General features: G+C 51.9%; 16 protein-coding genes. 10 read left to right on the plus strand and 6 right to left on the minus strand.

All coding sequences use genetic code 11. The features are described from left to right. Positions 1-65: 65 nt before the first annotated feature. A complete protein-coding gene (locus tag ACFSSA_RS13195) occupies positions 66-3110 on the plus strand; it encodes a DUF6600 domain-containing protein (protein WP_386820969.1) in 3045 nt (1014 codons plus the stop codon). 28 nt (positions 3111-3138) lie between these two features. Here ACFSSA_RS13195 and ACFSSA_RS13200 read toward each other — a convergent pair whose 3' ends face one another. From ACFSSA_RS13200 to ACFSSA_RS13215, 4 genes are all read right to left on the minus strand, one after another. After that, positions 3139-4938, minus strand: coding sequence for an SLC13 family permease (locus ACFSSA_RS13200; RefSeq protein ID WP_386820970.1), 1800 nt, complete (start codon positions 4936-4938; stop codon positions 3139-3141). Positions 4939-5059: 121 nt separating this feature from the next. Continuing rightward, a complete protein-coding gene (locus ACFSSA_RS13205; RefSeq protein ID WP_386820971.1) occupies positions 5060-7045 on the minus strand; it encodes a vWA domain-containing protein in 1986 nt (661 codons plus the stop codon). Beyond that, positions 7045-7944 carry a DUF58 domain-containing protein gene (locus ACFSSA_RS13210; RefSeq protein WP_386820973.1) on the minus strand — a complete coding sequence of 300 codons (900 nt, stop codon included), beginning with the start codon at positions 7942-7944 and terminating at the stop codon, positions 7045-7047. The genes ACFSSA_RS13205 and ACFSSA_RS13210 overlap by 1 nt, the downstream gene beginning before the upstream one ends. A 100-nt stretch (positions 7945-8044) precedes the next feature. Further along, positions 8045-9130, minus strand: coding sequence for an AAA family ATPase (locus tag ACFSSA_RS13215; RefSeq protein ID WP_386820975.1), 1086 nt, complete (start codon positions 9128-9130; stop codon positions 8045-8047). A 234-nt stretch (positions 9131-9364) separates the two neighbouring features. Here ACFSSA_RS13215 and rpsM point away from each other — a divergent pair, with 234 nt between their 5' ends. From rpsM to rpsD, 3 genes are read left to right on the plus strand one after another with little or no spacing between them, the layout of a single operon-like run. Then, complete coding sequence (gene rpsM / locus ACFSSA_RS13220) at positions 9365-9733, plus strand: 30S ribosomal protein S13 (protein ID WP_386820977.1); 369 nt, start codon at positions 9365-9367, stop codon at positions 9731-9733. Positions 9734-9778: 45 nt separating this feature from the next. Further along, positions 9779-10414 carry a 30S ribosomal protein S11 gene (gene rpsK / locus ACFSSA_RS13225; RefSeq protein ID WP_386820979.1) on the plus strand — a complete coding sequence of 212 codons (636 nt, stop codon included), beginning with the start codon at positions 9779-9781 and terminating at the stop codon, positions 10412-10414. Positions 10415-10446: 32 nt separating this feature from the next. Continuing rightward, entirely contained in the window at positions 10447-11058 is a 612-nt protein-coding gene (gene rpsD / locus ACFSSA_RS13230) for a 30S ribosomal protein S4 (RefSeq protein ID WP_386820980.1), read from the plus strand. A 304-nt stretch (positions 11059-11362) separates the two neighbouring features. On the opposite strand, the gene ACFSSA_RS13235 is transcribed toward rpsD, so the two are convergent. Continuing rightward, positions 11363-13099: an ABC transporter ATP-binding protein gene (locus ACFSSA_RS13235; protein ID WP_386820981.1), complete on the minus strand. Its 1737-nt coding sequence runs from the start codon at positions 13097-13099 to the stop codon at positions 11363-11365. A 162-nt stretch (positions 13100-13261) separates the two neighbouring features. Between ACFSSA_RS13235 and ACFSSA_RS13240 the strand changes: the two genes are divergently transcribed. Genes ACFSSA_RS13240 through ACFSSA_RS13250 form a run of 3 tightly spaced genes read left to right on the plus strand, consistent with a single transcriptional unit; the run spans position 13262 to position 15145 of the window. Then, positions 13262-14065, plus strand: coding sequence for a hypothetical protein (locus tag ACFSSA_RS13240; protein WP_386820983.1), 804 nt, complete (start codon positions 13262-13264; stop codon positions 14063-14065). 39 nt (positions 14066-14104) lie between these two features. After that, positions 14105-14914 carry a hypothetical protein gene (locus ACFSSA_RS13245; RefSeq protein ID WP_386820984.1) on the plus strand — a complete coding sequence of 270 codons (810 nt, stop codon included), beginning with the start codon at positions 14105-14107 and terminating at the stop codon, positions 14912-14914. A 51-nt stretch (positions 14915-14965) separates the two neighbouring features. After that, positions 14966-15145, plus strand: coding sequence for a hypothetical protein (locus ACFSSA_RS13250; protein WP_386820985.1), 180 nt, complete (start codon positions 14966-14968; stop codon positions 15143-15145). Here ACFSSA_RS13250 and ACFSSA_RS13255 read toward each other — a convergent pair whose 3' ends face one another. Next, entirely contained in the window at positions 15146-15589 is a 444-nt protein-coding gene (locus tag ACFSSA_RS13255; protein WP_386820986.1) for a 23S rRNA (pseudouridine(1915)-N(3))-methyltransferase RlmH, read from the minus strand. 47 nt (positions 15590-15636) lie between these two features. Here ACFSSA_RS13255 and ACFSSA_RS13260 point away from each other — a divergent pair, with 47 nt between their 5' ends. The 3 genes from ACFSSA_RS13260 to ACFSSA_RS13270 all read left to right on the plus strand — a co-directional run bounded on the left by ACFSSA_RS13260 (position 15637) and on the right by ACFSSA_RS13270 (position 17507). Then, positions 15637-15936, plus strand: a complete 300-nt coding sequence (locus tag ACFSSA_RS13260) for an EF-hand domain-containing protein (RefSeq protein WP_386820987.1) — start codon at positions 15637-15639, stop codon at positions 15934-15936. 5 nt (positions 15937-15941) lie between these two features. Further along, on the plus strand, positions 15942-16676 hold the full coding sequence (locus ACFSSA_RS13265; RefSeq protein WP_386820988.1) for a putative 4-mercaptohistidine N1-methyltransferase: 735 nt from the start codon (positions 15942-15944) through the stop codon (positions 16674-16676). Positions 16677-16865: 189 nt separating this feature from the next. Beyond that, positions 16866-17507 (plus strand): thioester domain-containing protein, encoded by a 642-nt coding sequence (locus ACFSSA_RS13270; RefSeq protein WP_386820990.1) that lies wholly within the window; start codon positions 16866-16868, stop codon positions 17505-17507. Positions 17508-17547: the final 40 nt, after the last annotated feature.

Below are 17547 nucleotides of genomic sequence, written 5' to 3' on the forward strand. Positions count from 1 at the left end.
GAAAAGATTGAATCTATTTCCGTGGGCTGAGTCTAAACTTTTGAAAACCCCGAACTCTCAGCTCCATGAAAACCTCAATCTCTGCTCTAATTACGGCAGGCGCCGTTCTTGGCCTCGTCTCGTGTGATAAACCTTCTGATGCGGGGCTCGAAGAAAAGCTCATGCAGCTTGAAAAAAAGGCTGCCGAAGCAACTTCCCGGCAGAAACAACTGGAGGCAGAACTGGCCGAGCAGAGGATCGCAGCTGAGCTGGAGGCGATTGAACGTGAGAGATCTTTGATCGAGGAAAAGCGCATCGCAATGGAAGATGAGCGCAGCCAAAGGGATGCGGCTGCTGAGGCGGAGCTTGAGAAAAGACAGCGGGAGCTCGCAGCTCGCGAGGCAAAAATATCCGAAAAACAGGAAGAGCTACAGGATCGGCAGGAGGAACTCACGGGACTGGAGGACGATCTCAAGACCCGGGAACTGGAACTTCTCGGGAGAGAGCCGGTTGATTCTATCCCAACGGAAAAAATTTACGTCAACGGAGCGCCGACGGGGGATTTCGAGAATTTTTATGAACCGCTTTCCAATTATGGATCATGGTTTGAGACCACAGATTATGGATACGTCTATCAGCCCGCGATTGTGCGGGATGCATCGTGGCGGCCATATACGCGCGGCCGCTGGGCGATGACGGGACAAGGCTGGACATGGGTATCCAGCGAGCCTTTTGGATGGGCGTGTTATCATTACGGACGCTGGGCTTTGCTGCGCAATGTCGGTTGGGTCTGGGTTCCGGGCTCCGAATGGGCACCAGCATGGGTCACATGGAGAGAAAGCCCGGGTTATGTGGGCTGGGCGCCTCTCCCACCTGAAACGCTTGGCTGGAGAGGACGCTCCTGGGACTCCACGGTGGATGTCACCTTTGGAATTGGCAGCAATTGGTTCAGTTTCGTCTCCTACAGAAATTTCGGGAACAATATTCAGCCTTATTGCGTTCCAGTTCAACAGAACGTGGATATCTATCGGGGAACGGTGAATATTACCCGCTACACGGTAACCAATAATCGCGTCTTTGTAGGTGGCCCCCGTTATACGACCGTATGCGATCGGATAGGTAGAAAGTTTCCCATTCATCGGCTCAGAGTGGAGCAAAGTCCTTCCTTCCGCCATGGTGGAAGAGGATTCCAGCCGCATTTCGATGGCCGGGATCTCGAAGTAGTCGCACCACGGATGGATGCGAAATGGAATTCGGCGCTCAGACCTCAAACGGTAAGGCGTAGATTGGGGGATGTTTCAGCCGAGCGCTCGCATGAACTTCCGAAAGATGTCCGAGAGCATTTTCATAAAAGGCGCATGGACGAATCCCGCGAGGCGGAGCGCATTGTAGCCGGAGCTGGCAGTCGTGAAAAATTTGAAGAGTTGCGCCGTCGCAAACTGGAAGAAGTGCGCGAAGAGGAAAACCGCAATGAACGACCAGGACGTGGTGGCAGACACGAACGCGAACTCCGGGCTGAAAACGAAGATAAAGGAAATGAAGGGGAAATCCCTACATTGCCGAGTAGGCCTCGCAATCCCAAGGGATCCGGAGACCGACCTGATGGCCGTGAACCAATTCCCGCGATTCCGGCGCCTCCCGGCGTTCCCGGTGGCGATACCGGGCCGGCATCAGATTTGCCCGTTCTCCCCGGAGCCGAAAAACCGGAACAGCCCGAAAGACCCACACGCGATCGGCCTGGAAAAGACAGGAAAAATCGTGAAGGAAAAGACGCTCCCAATCCGGCCGGGGAAGAGGAGGAGGCGAAAGGAAATCTTCCTACGAACCTTCCCGAAGGCGCGGAAAAGCCCCAGGAACCGGAAGGAACAGATCCTAATCCCGCCCAATTGCCTCCGGGAGTATCTCCTTCGTTGGAAGAGCCGAAAATGCCCGATGGTGTGAGTACTCCCAAAGACCGGCCAGCCCGTCCGGAGCGTCCGAATCGCCCATCAACACCGGAATCTTCTGAGCCAAAAGGCGCTGATAATTCCACAAAGAATGATCCTTCGGCTGGATCCGGAAGCCAGATTGGGCCGAAAGATGATGGCGAAGCTGAAAAGCGAAGGAAGCGTGAGATTGAGGAAAAACGTGGATCTGACGAGGCTGCAATAGCTAGCGAGGTGGAGGCCCGCCGACAAATGGAGAAGCAACGTAAGGATCAGGAAGAGCTGGAGCGTTCGCGTCTAGCCGAGGCAGCGGAAATGCAGAAAAGAGAGCAGGAGGCACGCAGCGATGCCGAGCAGGCGAAAGCCCGTGAAGCGGAAGAGCAACGCAGACAGCTTGGAGTTATGCAGCAGCAAGAGGCTGAAAAGCGCGCCAAAGAAGAGGAGCAGCGTCAGCAACAGGACTTGCAGCGTCAGCAGAAAGAGGCTGAAAGAGCGCAGGAGGAGCAAGCCAAGCAACAGCAGATGCAGGAAGAAGCGAGGATCCGCCAGGAGGAACAGCAGCGTCAGCAGGAGGAGGCTAGAAGAGCTCAGGAGGAGCAGGCCAAACAACAGCAGATGCAGGAAGAAGCGAGGATCCGCCAGGAGGAACAGCAGCGTCAGCAAGAGGAGGCTAGAAGAGCTCAGGAGGAGCAGGCCAAACAACAGCAGATGCAGGAAGAAGCGAGGATCCGCCAGGAAGAACAGCAGCGTCAGCAACAGGAGATGCAACGTCAGCAGGAAGAGGCCAGAAGGCTCCGTGAGGAAGATGCAAGGCGCCAACAACAAGAGCAGATGGAGCGCCGCCAACAGGAACTCCAAGAGCAGGCACGCATGAGGCAGGAACAACAGATGCGTCAACAGCAGGAAATACAAAAGCGCCAGCAGCAGGAGCAAATGCGTCAACAGCAAGAAATGCAACAGCGCCAGCAGCAGGAGCAAATGCGTCAACAGCAGGAAATACAAGAGCGCCAGCAGCAGGAGCAAATGCGTCAACAGCAAGAAATGCAACAGCGCCAGCAGCAGGAGCAAATGCGTCAGCAGCAGGAAATGCAACAACGCCAGCAGCAAGAGCAAATGCGTCAACAGCAGGAAATGCAACAACGCCAGCAGCAAGAGCAAATGCGTCAACAACAGGAAATGCAACAGCGCCAGCAGCAGCCACAGTAAAGTCTGCCTTTTCTGTGGACTCCGGATCTTAGAATGGCCAGATCCAAGGAATAAAGATCACCGCCGCGCCCCACAAAATCAGATTGAGAGGGATGCCGATTTTCAGAAAGTCCCCAAAGCGATAACCTCCGGCCCCATAGACATACGTGTTGGTTTGATAGCCTATTGGAGTTATGAAGCTGGCGCTTGCACCGAACATGATTGCAACAATAAAAGGTCTGGCGTCGGCACCGATTGATTCCGCAATGGAAATAACTATGGGAGTCATAAGAATGGCGACAGCATTGTTCGTGACAAGTTCGGTCAATATGGAGACCAGCAAATAAACCGCGGCCAGAATTGCCAGCGGGCCGAGCCTTTCCATCGTGTTTACCACTCCCATGGCGATCCATTCCGCACCGCCGGATTTCTCCATCGCCATTCCGATTCCCAACATGCCGTAGATCATGAACAACACATTCCACTCAATGCTTTGGTAGGCGTCCTTGATTTTTAAACAACCGGCGAATATCACTGCAACGGCACCCGCCAGAGCCGTTACACCGATAGGTAAAATATCGAATGCGGCAATAGTGACAACCGCCGCGAGCACGGAAACGGCAATCCACATTTTGGATCTGACCCTAGCTTCCACAAGGGTCTCGTTCAGACTGAGGAAATTGCCTTCTTTGTTGAGCTGCGAGAGGGAGGAGACGGGTCCTTCCAAGATTAAGGTATCGCCGAAGGCTAATTTCACGTCCTGATACCCCTCCGCTAGATTCACTCCGCTCCGGTGCACCGCTGCAACCACAATGCCATAACGTCTGCGAATGTGGGATTCCTTAACGCTTTTTCCAACAAGTGAGCTTTTCGGTCCGATGATCGCTTCTACGGTTTTGACCTCATAGCCTTTTTCTTTGTCAGGCTCATCGCCATCTCCCTTCTTATGGATCATGGTGACTCCCTCGGTGGATTGGATATCGGCAAGCTGTTTGGAGGTCGCTCTGAACCAAAGAATATCGCGTTCTTCTAAGACAATAGCGTCCAGTGGGATGTCCTCCACCCGTCTCCCTTGGCGGATCACCTCATAGACCAGAGTGTTTTTCCGGTTGGAGAAGAGCGGATTTTCGATGAGCCTTTCACCGACAAGCGGGGAGCCTAATTGTATTTCCACCGCACTCGCGAATTTCCGTGTGTCTTCGGCATCCAGAAGGCTGCTTATGGTTTCGCGTTCTGGAAGTAGATGCCTTCCAATAAAAAACATGTAAAGGGTGCCGATGGCAGCATAAATCAGCCCCATGCCGCTGATCTCAAAAATACCAAATGCCGGTTGGCCCTGTGTTTTCGCCAGGCCTGCGACCAGTAGATTGGTGGACGTTCCAAGCAGTGTGATTGTCCCGCCTAGAATGCTCAGGAAAGATAGGGGAATCAGAAGCTTGCTCGCTTTAACGCTCGTGCTTCTCGCATAGGCAATCACGACGGGTAGAAAAACGATCACCACCGGTGTGTTGTTCATAAACGCCGAAAGTGGAATCACGATAAGGGCTAGAATGAGCATTGCACGGGATAAGGACTTACCAGCAGCCTTTTCAAAGCGACTGGCGATGCCATCGATCGCACCGGTTCTGGTCAATGCCTCCGCGATGACAAACATCGCACCAATCGTCATCACCGCCGAATTACTGAAAATGATGCCGATATCGTTCTCATCGATCACCCCGGCGATAGCCAGGACACACATCCCGCCAAGGGCGACGAGATCGGTAGGCAGCCATTCTTTTACAAAAACCAAAAAGACCACGCCCAGAAGAGCGAACGTAAACCACATCTGAAGACTTTCGGGTATCATGTTGTAGAGCGAAACCTAATCGATAGATAGCCATTGGAAAGCTTGGGAAATCAAAAAATGAGAGTTTCCATCTTCACTGCCTGAATGATCGTGCTACGCCGGGTTTATCGTCCGCAACGGATCAGCTCGCCGGGCCAAAAGTCGGCTTTGTAACCTGCACCTGAGCTTTCTGCTTTTTCGGAAGACAGAGAATGGCTTCGCCAATCAGAAAAAATAGAACCGCAATCAGGAAAAACCGCCACATATCCGTGGAAAGTGATGGGTCACCGGATTTTCCGGCCTGATCGAGCAACCGGTAATTGGTGCCTTCGAGAACCGTATCGAGACTGTCTTTGCTAATAATCTGTAGATCATCCTCTTCAAGGGGACGGTTGATCGCGGTGAGGTGATTGCCAATGCGGAAAACTCCAGCTTCGTGGAGAGAATTCGAGGTGGAGAAATCGTCCACGCGACTTCTCGCTTCACCAGCCTGTGGCTTGGCGCTAGGAGAGCCGACGGTATCAAGAAAAGATGAATCGAACCGGCTGGCTCCCTGGGCGAGGATACGTTGGGAAACTGGTAGCAAAACATCCGCATCGCCTAGGTTCGACCACGTGTAATCCGGGATGGAGCCCAAGAACCAGAGTGTGCCTCGATCAACGATTTTACGAGTCAGGAAAGCTTCGCCATCCTCCCAGCGTGCCAGCGGAGTTGCATCTCCGGCTGGGATAGCGCGTTTGATGGCACGCAAACGTTCAGCAGGAATAGGAGTGCCATCCAGGCCATCACGCAGCGGTCCATCCGTTTTGTTCCAATCTTGGAGTATGTAGAATTTGCCCGCTTTGGCGAGGGTGGTCGGTTCCCATTTCATTCCGAGAAATTCCCGGGAAGTTCCCGATTCGGCAGCAGGTAGGCAGACTACCTGTCCGCCGGAAGATAGAAAATTTGCGAGAATATCCGCATTCTTACCGTCGGGTAACGGAGCCGCCCAAAAGATCATCGAGACATCTGTAATCGCGGTGGCGGCAAACCGGGCTGGATCGATAATTTCAGCGGTCTGTTTTTCAAACCCCGGTGGAGCGGCTGAAAGCGATAGGTAACCTGCCGCTTCACCGGCGGAGCTGACGATGAGGGATTTCAGCGGACGGGCAGGCCCGAAGGCGAAGAAGACAGTATTGTCGCGTGAGTTCCCGTCCGCAGGAATCGATAGCCAACCGTAGCCCGTATCCTTGCTTTCGGGAATGGGAATGCGTTTCTGGAATCGGAGGGATTGGGCTGGCAGATTGACCGTCTCACTACTACGGGCCCCGTTCAGGCTGATACTGAGCGGTAGGGAGAGTGCTCCTCTGCTTTCTTCCGAGCGGAGAAGCTCCAGGTCCAATACCAGTGCCTCGGTTGTGCGTCGGCTTCCGAGAAGGCGGAATGCGACGTTGGGGGCGGTGTTTCCTGTAAGTGAAAGCACCCGCACGGAAGGTGACTGGGGCAGTGCCTGGAGGCCGGCACGGACAGCGGCCCATCGGTCATCCTCGGGATACCAGTTGGAGCTCTGCAGATCGGATGCGAGCCAGATCTCTGCCCGTCCACTTGAGGTGGAAAGATACTCGACCGCCGCAGACATCAAAGCAGGGAAATCCGCGGAAGAATCGGTGGGTGCTGTCGCGGAAATCTCGGCGAGGACATCCGGGGAGGGAATTTCCTGTGCTTTTCCCGTGGCACTGTCGATGAGGATCAGCCGTGGGTTGCCGAGATCTTCCATGGCATCGCGGACTTTTTGCAAAACGAGATCACGTTTCGCTGCCTGACCGTCATTTGCGCGAAGTTCCATGGAAGCACTGCGATCCAATACCAATATCACTGTATCAATGCTTCCAGCTCCCCAGCCCAATAATCCTGAAACCACGGGACGGGAAGCCGCGATCACCAGTGCGGCAATCCCGAGCGCGCGGCATGTGAGAATAAGAATATGTCGTAGTTTCTTTTTTCCACGTGATTCACGGGTGGCTTTGAGCAGGAACTGCATGGCTGCCCACTGGACGGTCTTGTGCCGCCTCTTATTAAGTAGGTGGATGAGCACCGGAATGCTCGCCGCAACGAGAAACCACAGAAGGAATGGAGATAGAAAGGTCATTAGTGCTTCGCTTTCGGGATGCGGGCGGTAAGAAATTCGCGCAAGAGCGGCTCCAGGGGTGTATCCGTGGTAACAAGCTGGTAATCCGCGGAGGCATCATGGGCTTTTTCTCGAACGCCTCTCAAAAAATCCCGCAGAGCGCTGTGATACTCCTCGGCTATGAGATTTGGCTCGGCGACGATTGCAGTGCCGTCCTCCAGGTCGACAAACCGGTGGGGTCTATCGAAATCAAAACCGATTTCCTGAGGGTCCATGAGGTGAAATAGTGAGATATCATGCTTGCGGTAACGCAGATGTTGAAGTGCTTCCGATAGCTCCGCGATATCTGTGAAAAAGTCCGAGAGGATTACCACGAAGGCGCGTTGACCGATTTTTTCCGCAATCGTGTGCAATGCCTGGATGAGACCGGTTTCCCCCGATGGCTGGACTTCCTCGATCGTGGAGAAAAACCGCTCCAGATGGGCGGCGCGGCGCGAAGGCGGAACCTCGAGATGCAGCTTATCCGTGCAAATGGAAAGGCCTGCGGAATCGCCTTGATTGACGAGTAGGTAGGCTAAAGAAGCTGCGATCTTTCGCGCGTATTCGATTTTTGGCTCCTGGCCGGGACTGTGGAAATTCATCGATCCCGAGGCATCGATCACAAAATAAGCGCGTAGATTGGTATCCGCCTCAAACTCTTTGATATAAAATCGGTCAGAGCGCGCGAATGCCTTCCAATCTAGCCGGCGGGTGTCATCCCCGGGGACGTACTTCCGGTATTCCGCGAATTCGACCGAGGAACCACGGTGAGGTGAGCGGTGCTTCCCCGCGACATTTCCCATCATAGGCACACGGGACTCAATGGGGAGGGAGCCAAGACGGGAAAGAAGCTCGCTATCGATAAAGCTATGTTCGCTCATGGATCGGTTTCAGAGGGAAGTGAAGGGCATTCAGTAAAGGATGAGGTCAAATAAAAGCGGGGGCTGTCCGGTTAAATTTTTCCGGATCAACGGTCCCGTCCTATGATTCGCTCATTTCGGAAATGAGCTTCTGGATGATCTTCTTAGAAGTCATTCCCTGGGATTCTGCCGCAAAGTTTGTGATGACACGATGGTTGAGCACTGCGGGGGCGACTGCTTCAATATCCTCGAGCGAAGCCATATAGTTGCCTCGTAGAGCGGCGCGGGCCTTTGCTCCTAGAATGAGGTATTGCACGGCCCGTGGCCCCGCTCCCCAGCCGACGGTGTCTCTGATCCACTGCGGAGCTTCGGGCTGTCCTGGGCGGGTTTTTCGGACGATCTCCACAGCGTAGTCATAAAGGTGGTCCGGAACCGGGACGCGGCGGACGAGCTGCTGAAAAGCGATGATTTTCTCTCCATCCATCAATTTTGCCAGCGCATGTTTGGCGGCACCGGTCGTTTCCCGGGCGATACGCTTCTCTTCCGCAGCGGTCGGGTATTTCACCTCGATCAGAAACATAAAGCGGTCGAGTTGTGCTTCGGGAAGCGGATAGGTGCCCTCTTGCTCGATAGGGTTTTGAGTCGCTAACACAAAAAACGGCGCCTGAAGCGCATACGTTTTGCCAAGGACGGTGACCTTGTTTTCGCCCATTGCCTCAAGCATCGCCGATTGGGTTTTGGCTGGCGCACGGTTGATCTCATCAGCCAGCACAAGATTTGCGAAGACCGGACCTTTTGCAAATTCGAACTCCCGTTTCCCTCCCGCACCGGACTCCTGGATAATATCCGTGCCGGTGATGTCCGCAGGCATAAGATCCGGCGTGAACTGGATCCGATTGAAAGACAGGTCAAAGGTTTGGGCAACGGAAGATACCAGGAGGGTTTTTGCCAGACCGGGAACGCCCATGAGCAGCGCATGCCCCCGTGCGAAAAGACAGATGGCGAGTTTTTCTATGACCTCTTCCTGACCGATAATCGTCTTCCCGAGCTCTTTGCGAAGGGCTGAATAAGTTTTGCCCAACTCGTCAATTGCAGCAACATCATCGGGTGGCAATTGATAGGGTGTCGTGCCTGGGTTGGGGTCTTCGAGATCCCCGGTGGGGAGCTCTGCCGGGATTTCTTCGGGCGGAGATGAATGGGTGTCCATGGATTCTTATATGCTTTGGAGGAAACTAGGGTGCTCATTGCTTTTGTCGAGGAGGGAAGCGCCGCAAAGAGTAGGGGAGTCAAATTAAGGGGCTTTTCTTAAAATTTTTGCCGGTTATTTGAGGTTTTTTTCCATTTCCGGCTTGCCACACACTGACCTTCTGCTAAATCACCCGCCCTGCGGGGCTTCCGGTATGAATCGGTGCGCCGCAAATCACGCGAACTTCTGCACACAATGGCACGTATTTTAGGTATCGAAATCCCAAACGAGAAGCGAATCGAAGCTTCTCTTACTTATATGTTCGGAATCGGACGCTCTCTCGCGAGCCGTGTTCTGGACCACGCCGGTATTGATCCGGATATCCGCACCGGACAACTTAGCGAGGATCAACTCGTAAAAATTGCCCAGGTGATTCAAGCCGAGCAAATCATTGTGGAGGGTGACCTTCGCCGTGAGCGCCAGTCGCAGCTCAAGCGTCTTACTTCAATCAACTGCTACCGCGGAATTCGCCATAAACGCGGTCTTCCTGTTCGCGGTCAACGCACACGCACCAACGCTCGCACCCGTAAAGGTAAGAAGAAGACTGTTGGTGTTAAGAAATAATTTTTCAAGAGGTGCTTAGAGTTCCTCTTACCATGATCCAGACATATGTCCGAAGAAACAAACAACAAAGAAGCTGAAGAAGTAGTGGCTCCCGCTGCCGAGGCTAAACCTGAAACCCCGGCTGCTGCTCCTGCAGGTAAGTCGGACGAAGCTCCTGCTGCCAAAGCAGATAAAGCCGCGCCTGCTGCTGAAGCAACCGCTGCTCCCAAGGCTGACGCAGCTACTGCGCTCAATCCTGACGGCACTCCCAAGAAAGAAGCGAAAAAAGATATTTTCGCGGAAATCGGTGGTGGCGAAGAGGAAGTGAAGATCCATAAAGCCAAGGGTTCGAAAAACGTTTCACGTGGTATCGTTCACGTGACTGCGACTTTCAATAACACACTCGTCAGTGTGACGGATGCGAATGGTAATTCCATTGGCTGGTCCAGCGCTGGCAAAATGGGCTTCAAAGGTTCCCGTAAGAGCACCGCATACGCTGCTCAGGTTGTTTCCCAGGACGCTTGCCGCCAAGCAATGGGTCACGGTTTGAAAGAAGTTGATGTTCGTGTCAAAGGGCCCGGCTCCGGCCGTGAGTCCGCAGTTCGTGCCGTTCAAGGTTTGGGTCTCGATATCCTCTCAATCCGCGACGTCACCCCGATCCCGCACAACGGTTGCCGCCCTAAGAAAGCACGCCGCGTTTAATCCAAAACCTTAAACACTAACTTTCCCATATTATGGCACGTTATACTGGTCCCCGCACCAAAATCTCCCGCCGCTTTGGCGTTTCTCTCTTCGGTCCTTCCAAATCTCTGGAGCGCCGCAACTTCCCACCCGGTCAGCACGGCGTTCGCGCAGGTCGTAAGAAGAAATCCGAATATTCCGTAGCTCTCGGTGAGAAGCAAAAGCTTCGCTTCCAATACGGTGTTCTCGAAAAGCAATTCCGTGGATATTACCAGGAGGCTGCACGCCGCCGTGGTATCACCGGTGTTATCTTGCTGCAACTTCTTGAGTGCCGTCTTGATAATGTTTGCTATCGCGCAGGCCTTGGCAATTCCCGCCAAGCGGCACGTCAAATGGTCAACCATGGTCATATCCTTGTGAATGGTCATTGTGTTGATATCGCCAGTTTCCAAGTGAAACCAGGTGATGTCATCAAAGTTGGCTCCAAGCCTTCTGCTCAGCAGCTCGCGCTTCGTATGCTTGATCTCACACAAGCGGTCCCAGCTGTGGACTGGCTCGAAGTGGATCGCGACAAAATGGAAGCAACGATGTCACGTATTCCCGAGCGCTCCGAAATCGACCCGCAGGTCAACGAGCAGCTCATTGTTGAGCTCTACTCCCGCTAATCTTCGGGAAAGAACTTCTAAAAAACGTCCGGTGGAAACGCCGGGCGTTTTTTTTATGTCTATTAAATACCTACTTTGAATGCCAATTAGCGGACGAGCACGGCAAAGTGCATTTCCCAAGCAAGCACAAGTCTATTGCTGTCCTTGAGGATTTGCTGTCCTTGAGGATTTTTCGGAACGGGCAATTGCTGCCAGCCAAACTTTTCCGGTTAGCTTGAAGGCCTCGTGGGAATCAAATGTCGTCGTTAGCAACAAGTTCGCGCCATCCGGGATCATCTTAGTCTGAGGGGCCGCTATCTATAGGTTATAGGCTGCCTTTATCGCCGAGAAAAGAGCGCTGGCAAAGCTCGGCGTATTTGCCGTTCTCGGCCAACAATTCGTTGTGGGTTCCTTGTTCAATCACCCGGCCTTTCTCCAAAACATAAATCCGATCCGCGTTTTGAATGGTGGATAAACGGTGGGCTATTACAAAGGCGGTCCGACTCTCCATCAAATGGTCGAGAGCTGACTGTATCTGACGTTCGGTCTCCGAGTCCACGGACGCCGTCGCTTCATCAAGGAGAAGGATCGGTGCGTCTTTGAGCAGGGCCCGTGCGATCGACAAGCGCTGCTTTTCTCCGCCGGATAGCTTCACGCCACGCTCGCCAACGTTGGTATCAAGGCCTTCGGGAAGATTTTTCACGAAGTGATCGCCATTTGCTGCCTCCAGAGCCTTCCACAGCTCATGATCGCTGGCTCCACGTTTGGCTAATTCCAGATTCTCGCGGACGCTTCCGTTGAATAGAAACGGCTCCTGGGTAACGTAAGCCAGTTGGTTACGCAGAGATGTTTTGTTCAGGGAGCCAATTTCACAATCATCCAGAAAAATGCCTCCGTCACTCTTTTCGTAGAAGCGGGATAGCAGGGATAAAATCGTGGTTTTACCCGCTCCCGTGGTGCCTACCAGAGCGATCGTTTGACCGGGTTCAGCGGTGAGCGAAACATCGTGAAGAGTCGGTTGATCCTGATAGGAAAAGGAGACCCGATCAAAGACCACTTTTCCCATGATACGGTGCTCGATGACTTTACCATCAGTCGCATTTTTTTCTTCTTCCGAATCCAGAATTTCAAAAACCCGATCTGCGGCAGCGCGTCCCGACAGAAGCATTTGATTGAGAGAATTGAGTCGATCGATAGGCTCATAAAAAAGTGAGAGAAAAAGAAGGTATGAGACGAATTCCCCACGGCTTAGGGTTCCATTCATCACAGCGGTTCCGCCAAACCCGAGAACTAGAACATAGCCAAACATCCTGACCAAAGACATGCTCGGCGAATACACAGCCCACCAACGCATCATCCTCAGACTCGCCTGGCGTAGCTTTTCCGATGATTCATTGAACCGTCGATGTTCCACCGCCTCAGCCGCATAACTTTTGATTTGCCGGATTCCGGCGATATTATCGTGCAGGAGGGAATTGAGATCCGAGGTCGCATTCCGTTGATTTTTGTAGCGATCTCTGCCTCGGGTGGAGTAAATCCATGCTCCTGTTGCAAGCAATGGAACAGGAAGTGTCGCCCAAGCTGCAACGGTCGGATTCAGAATATAGAGGTAAATTCCAATTCCCACCACCTGAAGAACAGCGATCAACCCTTGTTCAATGCCATCGATCAGCACCCTTTCCATATTCGTGACGTCCTCGACAACTCTGGTCATCACATCACCCGTTCTCCTGGTATCGAACCAGTTTAGGGGAAGTTTTTGAATTTTTCCGTAGATATCCGAGCGAATGTCATAGATCACCCGTTGTTCGAAGTGATTGTTGATAAAAATGCGGGCGGAATTAAGCCCTTCCCGGCAGATGAATGCCAGTAGCGCCATGATCACCCAAAAGAAAAACTCACTGTGTCGAGATGGATCCGGGAGGATCTTATCGACGGAATAGCCGGTGATGGTAGGGAAGACAAATAACGCCGCAGTCATCCCCACGGCACATGCTAACTGCAGTGTGGCAAGTTTTGGATAACGCTTGAGGTAGGAAAAAACTCTGAGGATGGACTTCATGCTGTGAGGTGGGAGACGCTTGGCGTGCGGGACCCGTTTGTAAAGTCAAGCTTCCAGCCGCAAAATGATTTTGAAATTTTGAGCACTTTGATATTGCCGCCTGTAAATAAAAGCCCCTAGGCTGCCTCACACAACCGGAAACCCAAGCTCCCACAAAACCCCATGGCCAATATTTTAGGTATTTTTACTGCCGTCGTTCTCGCTGTAGCTGCATTTGTAGCTTCAAAAAACAAAGCGCGCTTTGAAGAAGAGATCAGCAATCGTGATGCAGAATCAGAAAGTTTGGTGAAAAGCCAAGCGCGGCTGAAATCTGCTCAGGAAACGCTCAAAACCCTTCCCGAAGAACGTGCTGAGGCGGATGCCCAATTTGCTGCAAAACAAGAAGCAGAAGTTGAGATGAAAAAGGCCAATGAGGAAACTCAACAGCAAATCGCGGAGAAAACCCAAGAGATCGCTGCAAACAAGAAGAAACTCGACGTTAATCGCGAGAAAACCGCCAAGGTCGGGGATATTCTAGGCCTCTCGGAAAAAATGAAAAACCTCCGTGTGGAATTGGAGGAACTCGATCAAAGCATTGCGGGACGCGAAGCGACTTTGTCCAACCTTACCGCGCGTAACACAAGTGCTCAGGCAGAGGTGAAGCGGTGGCAGAACGAGTTCGACCTGATGGGCAAAGGCCAGTCACTTGCCACACTTCAAACAAGAATTCGTAACATTTACCCGACTTGGGGATTTGTAACACTCGCTGGCGGTAATAACGCCGGAGTGATCAATAACTCCACTCTCGATGTCGTGCGTAACGGAGAGGTAATCGCCAAGCTCTTGGTCACAGCGGTAGAAAGCAGCAGTGCTTCCGCCAGCGTCATTCCTGATTCCGTGAAGGATAACGCTACGCTAATGGTAGGAGATCAAGTCGTGCCCACGAGTGGCTCTTCCAAGGCCGATAAGAAATCAGCGAGCAACTAAGTCCTACCTAGTCTTTCCAAAAAAACTTTCCCAAAGCCCATGAAATTCATTTTCCCAATTATTGCTATTCTTGTTTGCGGCGCAGCGGCATACTTCAGCCTTAGCACCTCAGAAAAATTCGAAAAAGTCCAGGCAGAGCGCTTGGAGTCGCTGAATACCAATAAGGCGGTAACTGCAAATGCGGAAGCTGCTGAGACGAATATCGAAAAAGAGAAAGAGCTGCTCGAAACAGCCAAGAACAATCTTGAAGTAGCTACCCAGAGTGTGCTCGCCCTGGAATCCACAGGAAACTCACTTAAAAACGAGGCCTCCAAGCTCGATAATGAATTAAAGATTCAGAACGACGAATTTGCAGAGCTCGCCAATGCTTTGGAGCAAGTTCAAGCCGGATTTGCAGAACTCGGTGAGGATATCGATATGGATAACCTCGGTGACAAAATTGCGGAAATCGGCGAGGAAGTCGAAGCGAAGCGCGCAAAGAGCGAAGAACTTGATACTCTCATTGAAAGTGCCAAGAAAAGCCTGGCTAGCAAACAGAAGGATGCGGAACGCCTTGCTTCACGCAAAGTGGAACGCACCAAACGTATTGCCCGCAACTCGATGGAAGCTCGCGTCACCGCGGTCAATCAGGATTGGGGCTTTCTTGTCATCGGTGCTGGCTCAAATTCCGGATTCACCCCTCAGACATCGCTTCTGATCAAACGTGACGGTCGTCTTCTGGGTCGGGTCAAGCCATCTGCCATTGAGCCGACACAGACAATCGCCGAGATCGATCTCGAGACTCTTTCTCCAGGTGTTCGAATTCAACCGGGGGATCGTGTGATCCTTGCGAAGCCATCGAGCAACTGATTTGTCAATTTTCGGATTTGCATAACTGCCGGTTTCATTTTCACTAAAACCATGAAGCACTTCATTTTTCTGAGCATTCTGGCAGCAGCTTTCTCTTCCTGCGCAGACGAGGCAACCCGCAAGCCTGTAGGGCCCGTCTCCGAAACGAGCCGCATTCCATGGAATGCGCCTATTTCAGGACAGGGCGGAGGTCAGTTTAGTGCACTTCCCCAAAACCAGATCCGCCGCTAATCAATCACGGTGATATGGGCTGCCAGCTTTGATGCTGGCCAGCCTATAAAGCTGTTCCAAGAGGACGATCAGCGCAAGTTCGTGCTGCATTGTCAGGCTGGAGAGAGAAAGAGTCATATGACTCTTTTTCCGTATCTCGGGAGTGTGTCCATCTGCGGCTCCGATAAGAAAAGCGATCGTCTTCACCTCGCCCGAGATTTCCAAATCCTCGAAAGATTTTGCCAGATCCCGGGTAGTGGGTTTGATGCCCCGCTCATCCATCGCAACACGGTAGCAGCCCTCGGAAGCGTCGAGCAATCGTTGGGAGACAGATTCCCTATCGCCAGCCTTCACGATGATGAGATCATAACTCCCGTGTCGCTCTAGTCTTTTCAGATATTCGGCCACAGCTGTTTTTGAATATGCAAGTGCAGGTTTGCCGGCGACAATAATTCGAAATCTCATAGCTCAAGCTTGCTCGATTGCCAAGCAGGCTCCAGCTTGTTCTTGAAATGAAAATACTTTCCTCGCTCGCTGTTCTGGCTCTTTGTGCCTGTGCTGCCAATCCAGGGCCGATCAAAAGACAAATGATTGGACTGATACAAAAATTCGATCTTTGGGATTACAATGGAGATGGCTATCTGGTGGCTTCCGAACTGAAGGACGCAGAGAAGCTCAGTGGAAATCCAGTTTCGGAGATTATCGATTTCTACGATACAAACCATGATGGGAGAATTTCATTGGTCGAAGCCCAATCAGGTGTCTCGAGGGTGGAGGAAGCTCGTGAGATCGTGAACGACCAGCAAGATTGAGATTGATGAGCGAAATCTACGAAGATCCAACTATATTGGCTGAATACCTGTTATTCCATTACGGAAGCGAGAAAGAGATTCTTCTCGAGGAAGTGTCTTGGCCGAGCGGAATGAGAACAGCTTTAGATTTCGCAGTCAGGACTCCGGGCAACTTTTCCAATAAAAAATGTCAGCGTGGTCTTGACCTGGGGTGCGCTGTTGGTCGCTCGACATTTGAAATGTCGCGTTGCTGTGAACGTGTGATCGGGATCGATTTCTCACAGAGTTTCATCCGCGCCGCAAATCAGCTCAAAGAACATGGGACTCTGGACTACCTACGTCGTGATGAGGCTCATATTACTACCCCACTTCGTGCAACTTTGCCTGATGCCATTGATCCTGCCAAAACGACCTTTGTGCAGGGAGATGCTATGAACCTACCGAAAGATTTGGGCGAATTCGATCGCGTTCATGCTGCGAACCTTCTGTGCAGATTGTCTGACCCGGGATTGTTATTGGCCCGTTTTCCGGATCTGGTGCGGAGTGGAGGACAGTTGGTATTGGCGACACCCTGCACATGGTTGGAAAATTTCACACCATCCGATAAATGGCCGACTGGCAATACCTTGGATTGGCTAATATCCCATCTCTCGGAATCATTCGATCTGATGAAGACACATGATGAGCCATTTTTAATCAGGGAGACTTCTCGGAAGTTCCAGTGGACCCGGTCCATGTTAACGGTCTGGAATCGTTTGTAATGGTGGTATGCAGAAATTGACGTGAACCTTAGAAAATCTGGACTGCGGACATTAAGGAGATATTAAGTTTTTGAAAGTTGTAAAATCCTGATTGTAAGTGAATTACGAATGGTGAGTTGTCTTGTATGGCCGATTTCGGATAAGTGGTTGATATTGGTGGGGTAGGGCTTAAAAAGGGGCTTCCCCCCCATGAAAAACAATACACTGCTTGTCTGTGTCGGAGTTGTCGCGTTCTCGTTGACAGCATTTAGCGCCAAAGCTCAGAATATCACTGCTACTTTAAATGAAATCGATCCATCGGTTTCGGTCAAAGGCACTTTTGATAGTGGAAATACGATCGGAAATTATACTTCTGGCGTAAGCCAGTTTTCGTCTTCCACGTTGAATGACGATTTCTCCGCATTTTGCGTAGAGCCAAACGCTACCATTACTGTTGGGCAGACTCTCACCTATCAGGTGACCAACTTATCGGGTCTGACGAATAGTGATAAAGTCGCCAAACTCGTTGGCGGCTATCTAAGCTCGGCGCAAACAAGTGCGGATGCAGCTGCAATCCAGTGGGCCATTTGGGAGGTTACTTCCGAGACTTCGAGCTCGAAGAATCTGACTAATGGCTCGGTAAAGATTTACAGCCCGAACACGTCAGTGTCGGCTTTGGCAAATACTTATCTGGCGAACATCAACAACTATGCGGCTGCCGATATCTTCTACCTGACCAATTCCAAATATCAGAATATGATTGCATGGAAAGGGGATGCGGTTCCCGAGCCAACTTCTCTGAGTTTGCTTGCCCTATCAGGTGCGCTTCTGATGCGGCGTAAAAGGAAATAATTTTCCTCGATTCATATCAATGGAAAAAGCCTTCCGGAAA

It is taken from the genome of Luteolibacter algae (assembly GCF_042683045.1).
In the GTDB taxonomy this organism is placed as follows: domain Bacteria; phylum Verrucomicrobiota; class Verrucomicrobiia; order Verrucomicrobiales; family Akkermansiaceae; genus Luteolibacter; species Luteolibacter algae.

Bases quoted from the DNA above. Each gene is read 5' to 3' on its own strand.
- ACFSSA_RS13270 (WP_386820990.1), top strand. From the start codon at position 16,866: ATGAAAAACAATACACTGCTTGTCTGTGTCGGAGTTGTCGCGTTCTCG.
- ACFSSA_RS13260 (WP_386820987.1), top strand. From the start codon at position 15,637: ATGAAAATACTTTCCTCGCTCGCTGTTCTGGCTCTTTGTGCCTGTGCT.
- ACFSSA_RS13250 (WP_386820985.1), top strand. From the start codon at position 14,966: ATGAAGCACTTCATTTTTCTGAGCATTCTGGCAGCAGCTTTCTCTTCC.
- ACFSSA_RS13200 (WP_386820970.1), bottom strand. From the start codon at position 4,938: ATGATACCCGAAAGTCTTCAGATGTGGTTTACGTTCGCTCTTCTGGGC.
- ACFSSA_RS13245 (WP_386820984.1), top strand. From the start codon at position 14,105: ATGAAATTCATTTTCCCAATTATTGCTATTCTTGTTTGCGGCGCAGCG.
- rpsD (WP_386820980.1), top strand. From the start codon at position 10,447: ATGGCACGTTATACTGGTCCCCGCACCAAAATCTCCCGCCGCTTTGGC.
- rpsK (WP_386820979.1), top strand. From the start codon at position 9,779: ATGTCCGAAGAAACAAACAACAAAGAAGCTGAAGAAGTAGTGGCTCCC.
- ACFSSA_RS13235 (WP_386820981.1), bottom strand. From the start codon at position 13,099: ATGAAGTCCATCCTCAGAGTTTTTTCCTACCTCAAGCGTTATCCAAAA.
- ACFSSA_RS13205 (WP_386820971.1), bottom strand. From the start codon at position 7,045: ATGACCTTTCTATCTCCATTCCTTCTGTGGTTTCTCGTTGCGGCGAGC.
- ACFSSA_RS13265 (WP_386820988.1), top strand. From the start codon at position 15,942: ATGAGCGAAATCTACGAAGATCCAACTATATTGGCTGAATACCTGTTA.
- ACFSSA_RS13210 (WP_386820973.1), bottom strand. From the start codon at position 7,944: ATGAGCGAACATAGCTTTATCGATAGCGAGCTTCTTTCCCGTCTTGGC.
- ACFSSA_RS13240 (WP_386820983.1), top strand. From the start codon at position 13,262: ATGGCCAATATTTTAGGTATTTTTACTGCCGTCGTTCTCGCTGTAGCT.
- ACFSSA_RS13215 (WP_386820975.1), bottom strand. From the start codon at position 9,130: ATGGACACCCATTCATCTCCGCCCGAAGAAATCCCGGCAGAGCTCCCC.
- ACFSSA_RS13255 (WP_386820986.1), bottom strand. From the start codon at position 15,589: ATGAGATTTCGAATTATTGTCGCCGGCAAACCTGCACTTGCATATTCA.
- rpsM (WP_386820977.1), top strand. From the start codon at position 9,365: ATGGCACGTATTTTAGGTATCGAAATCCCAAACGAGAAGCGAATCGAA.
- ACFSSA_RS13195 (WP_386820969.1), top strand. From the start codon at position 66: ATGAAAACCTCAATCTCTGCTCTAATTACGGCAGGCGCCGTTCTTGGC.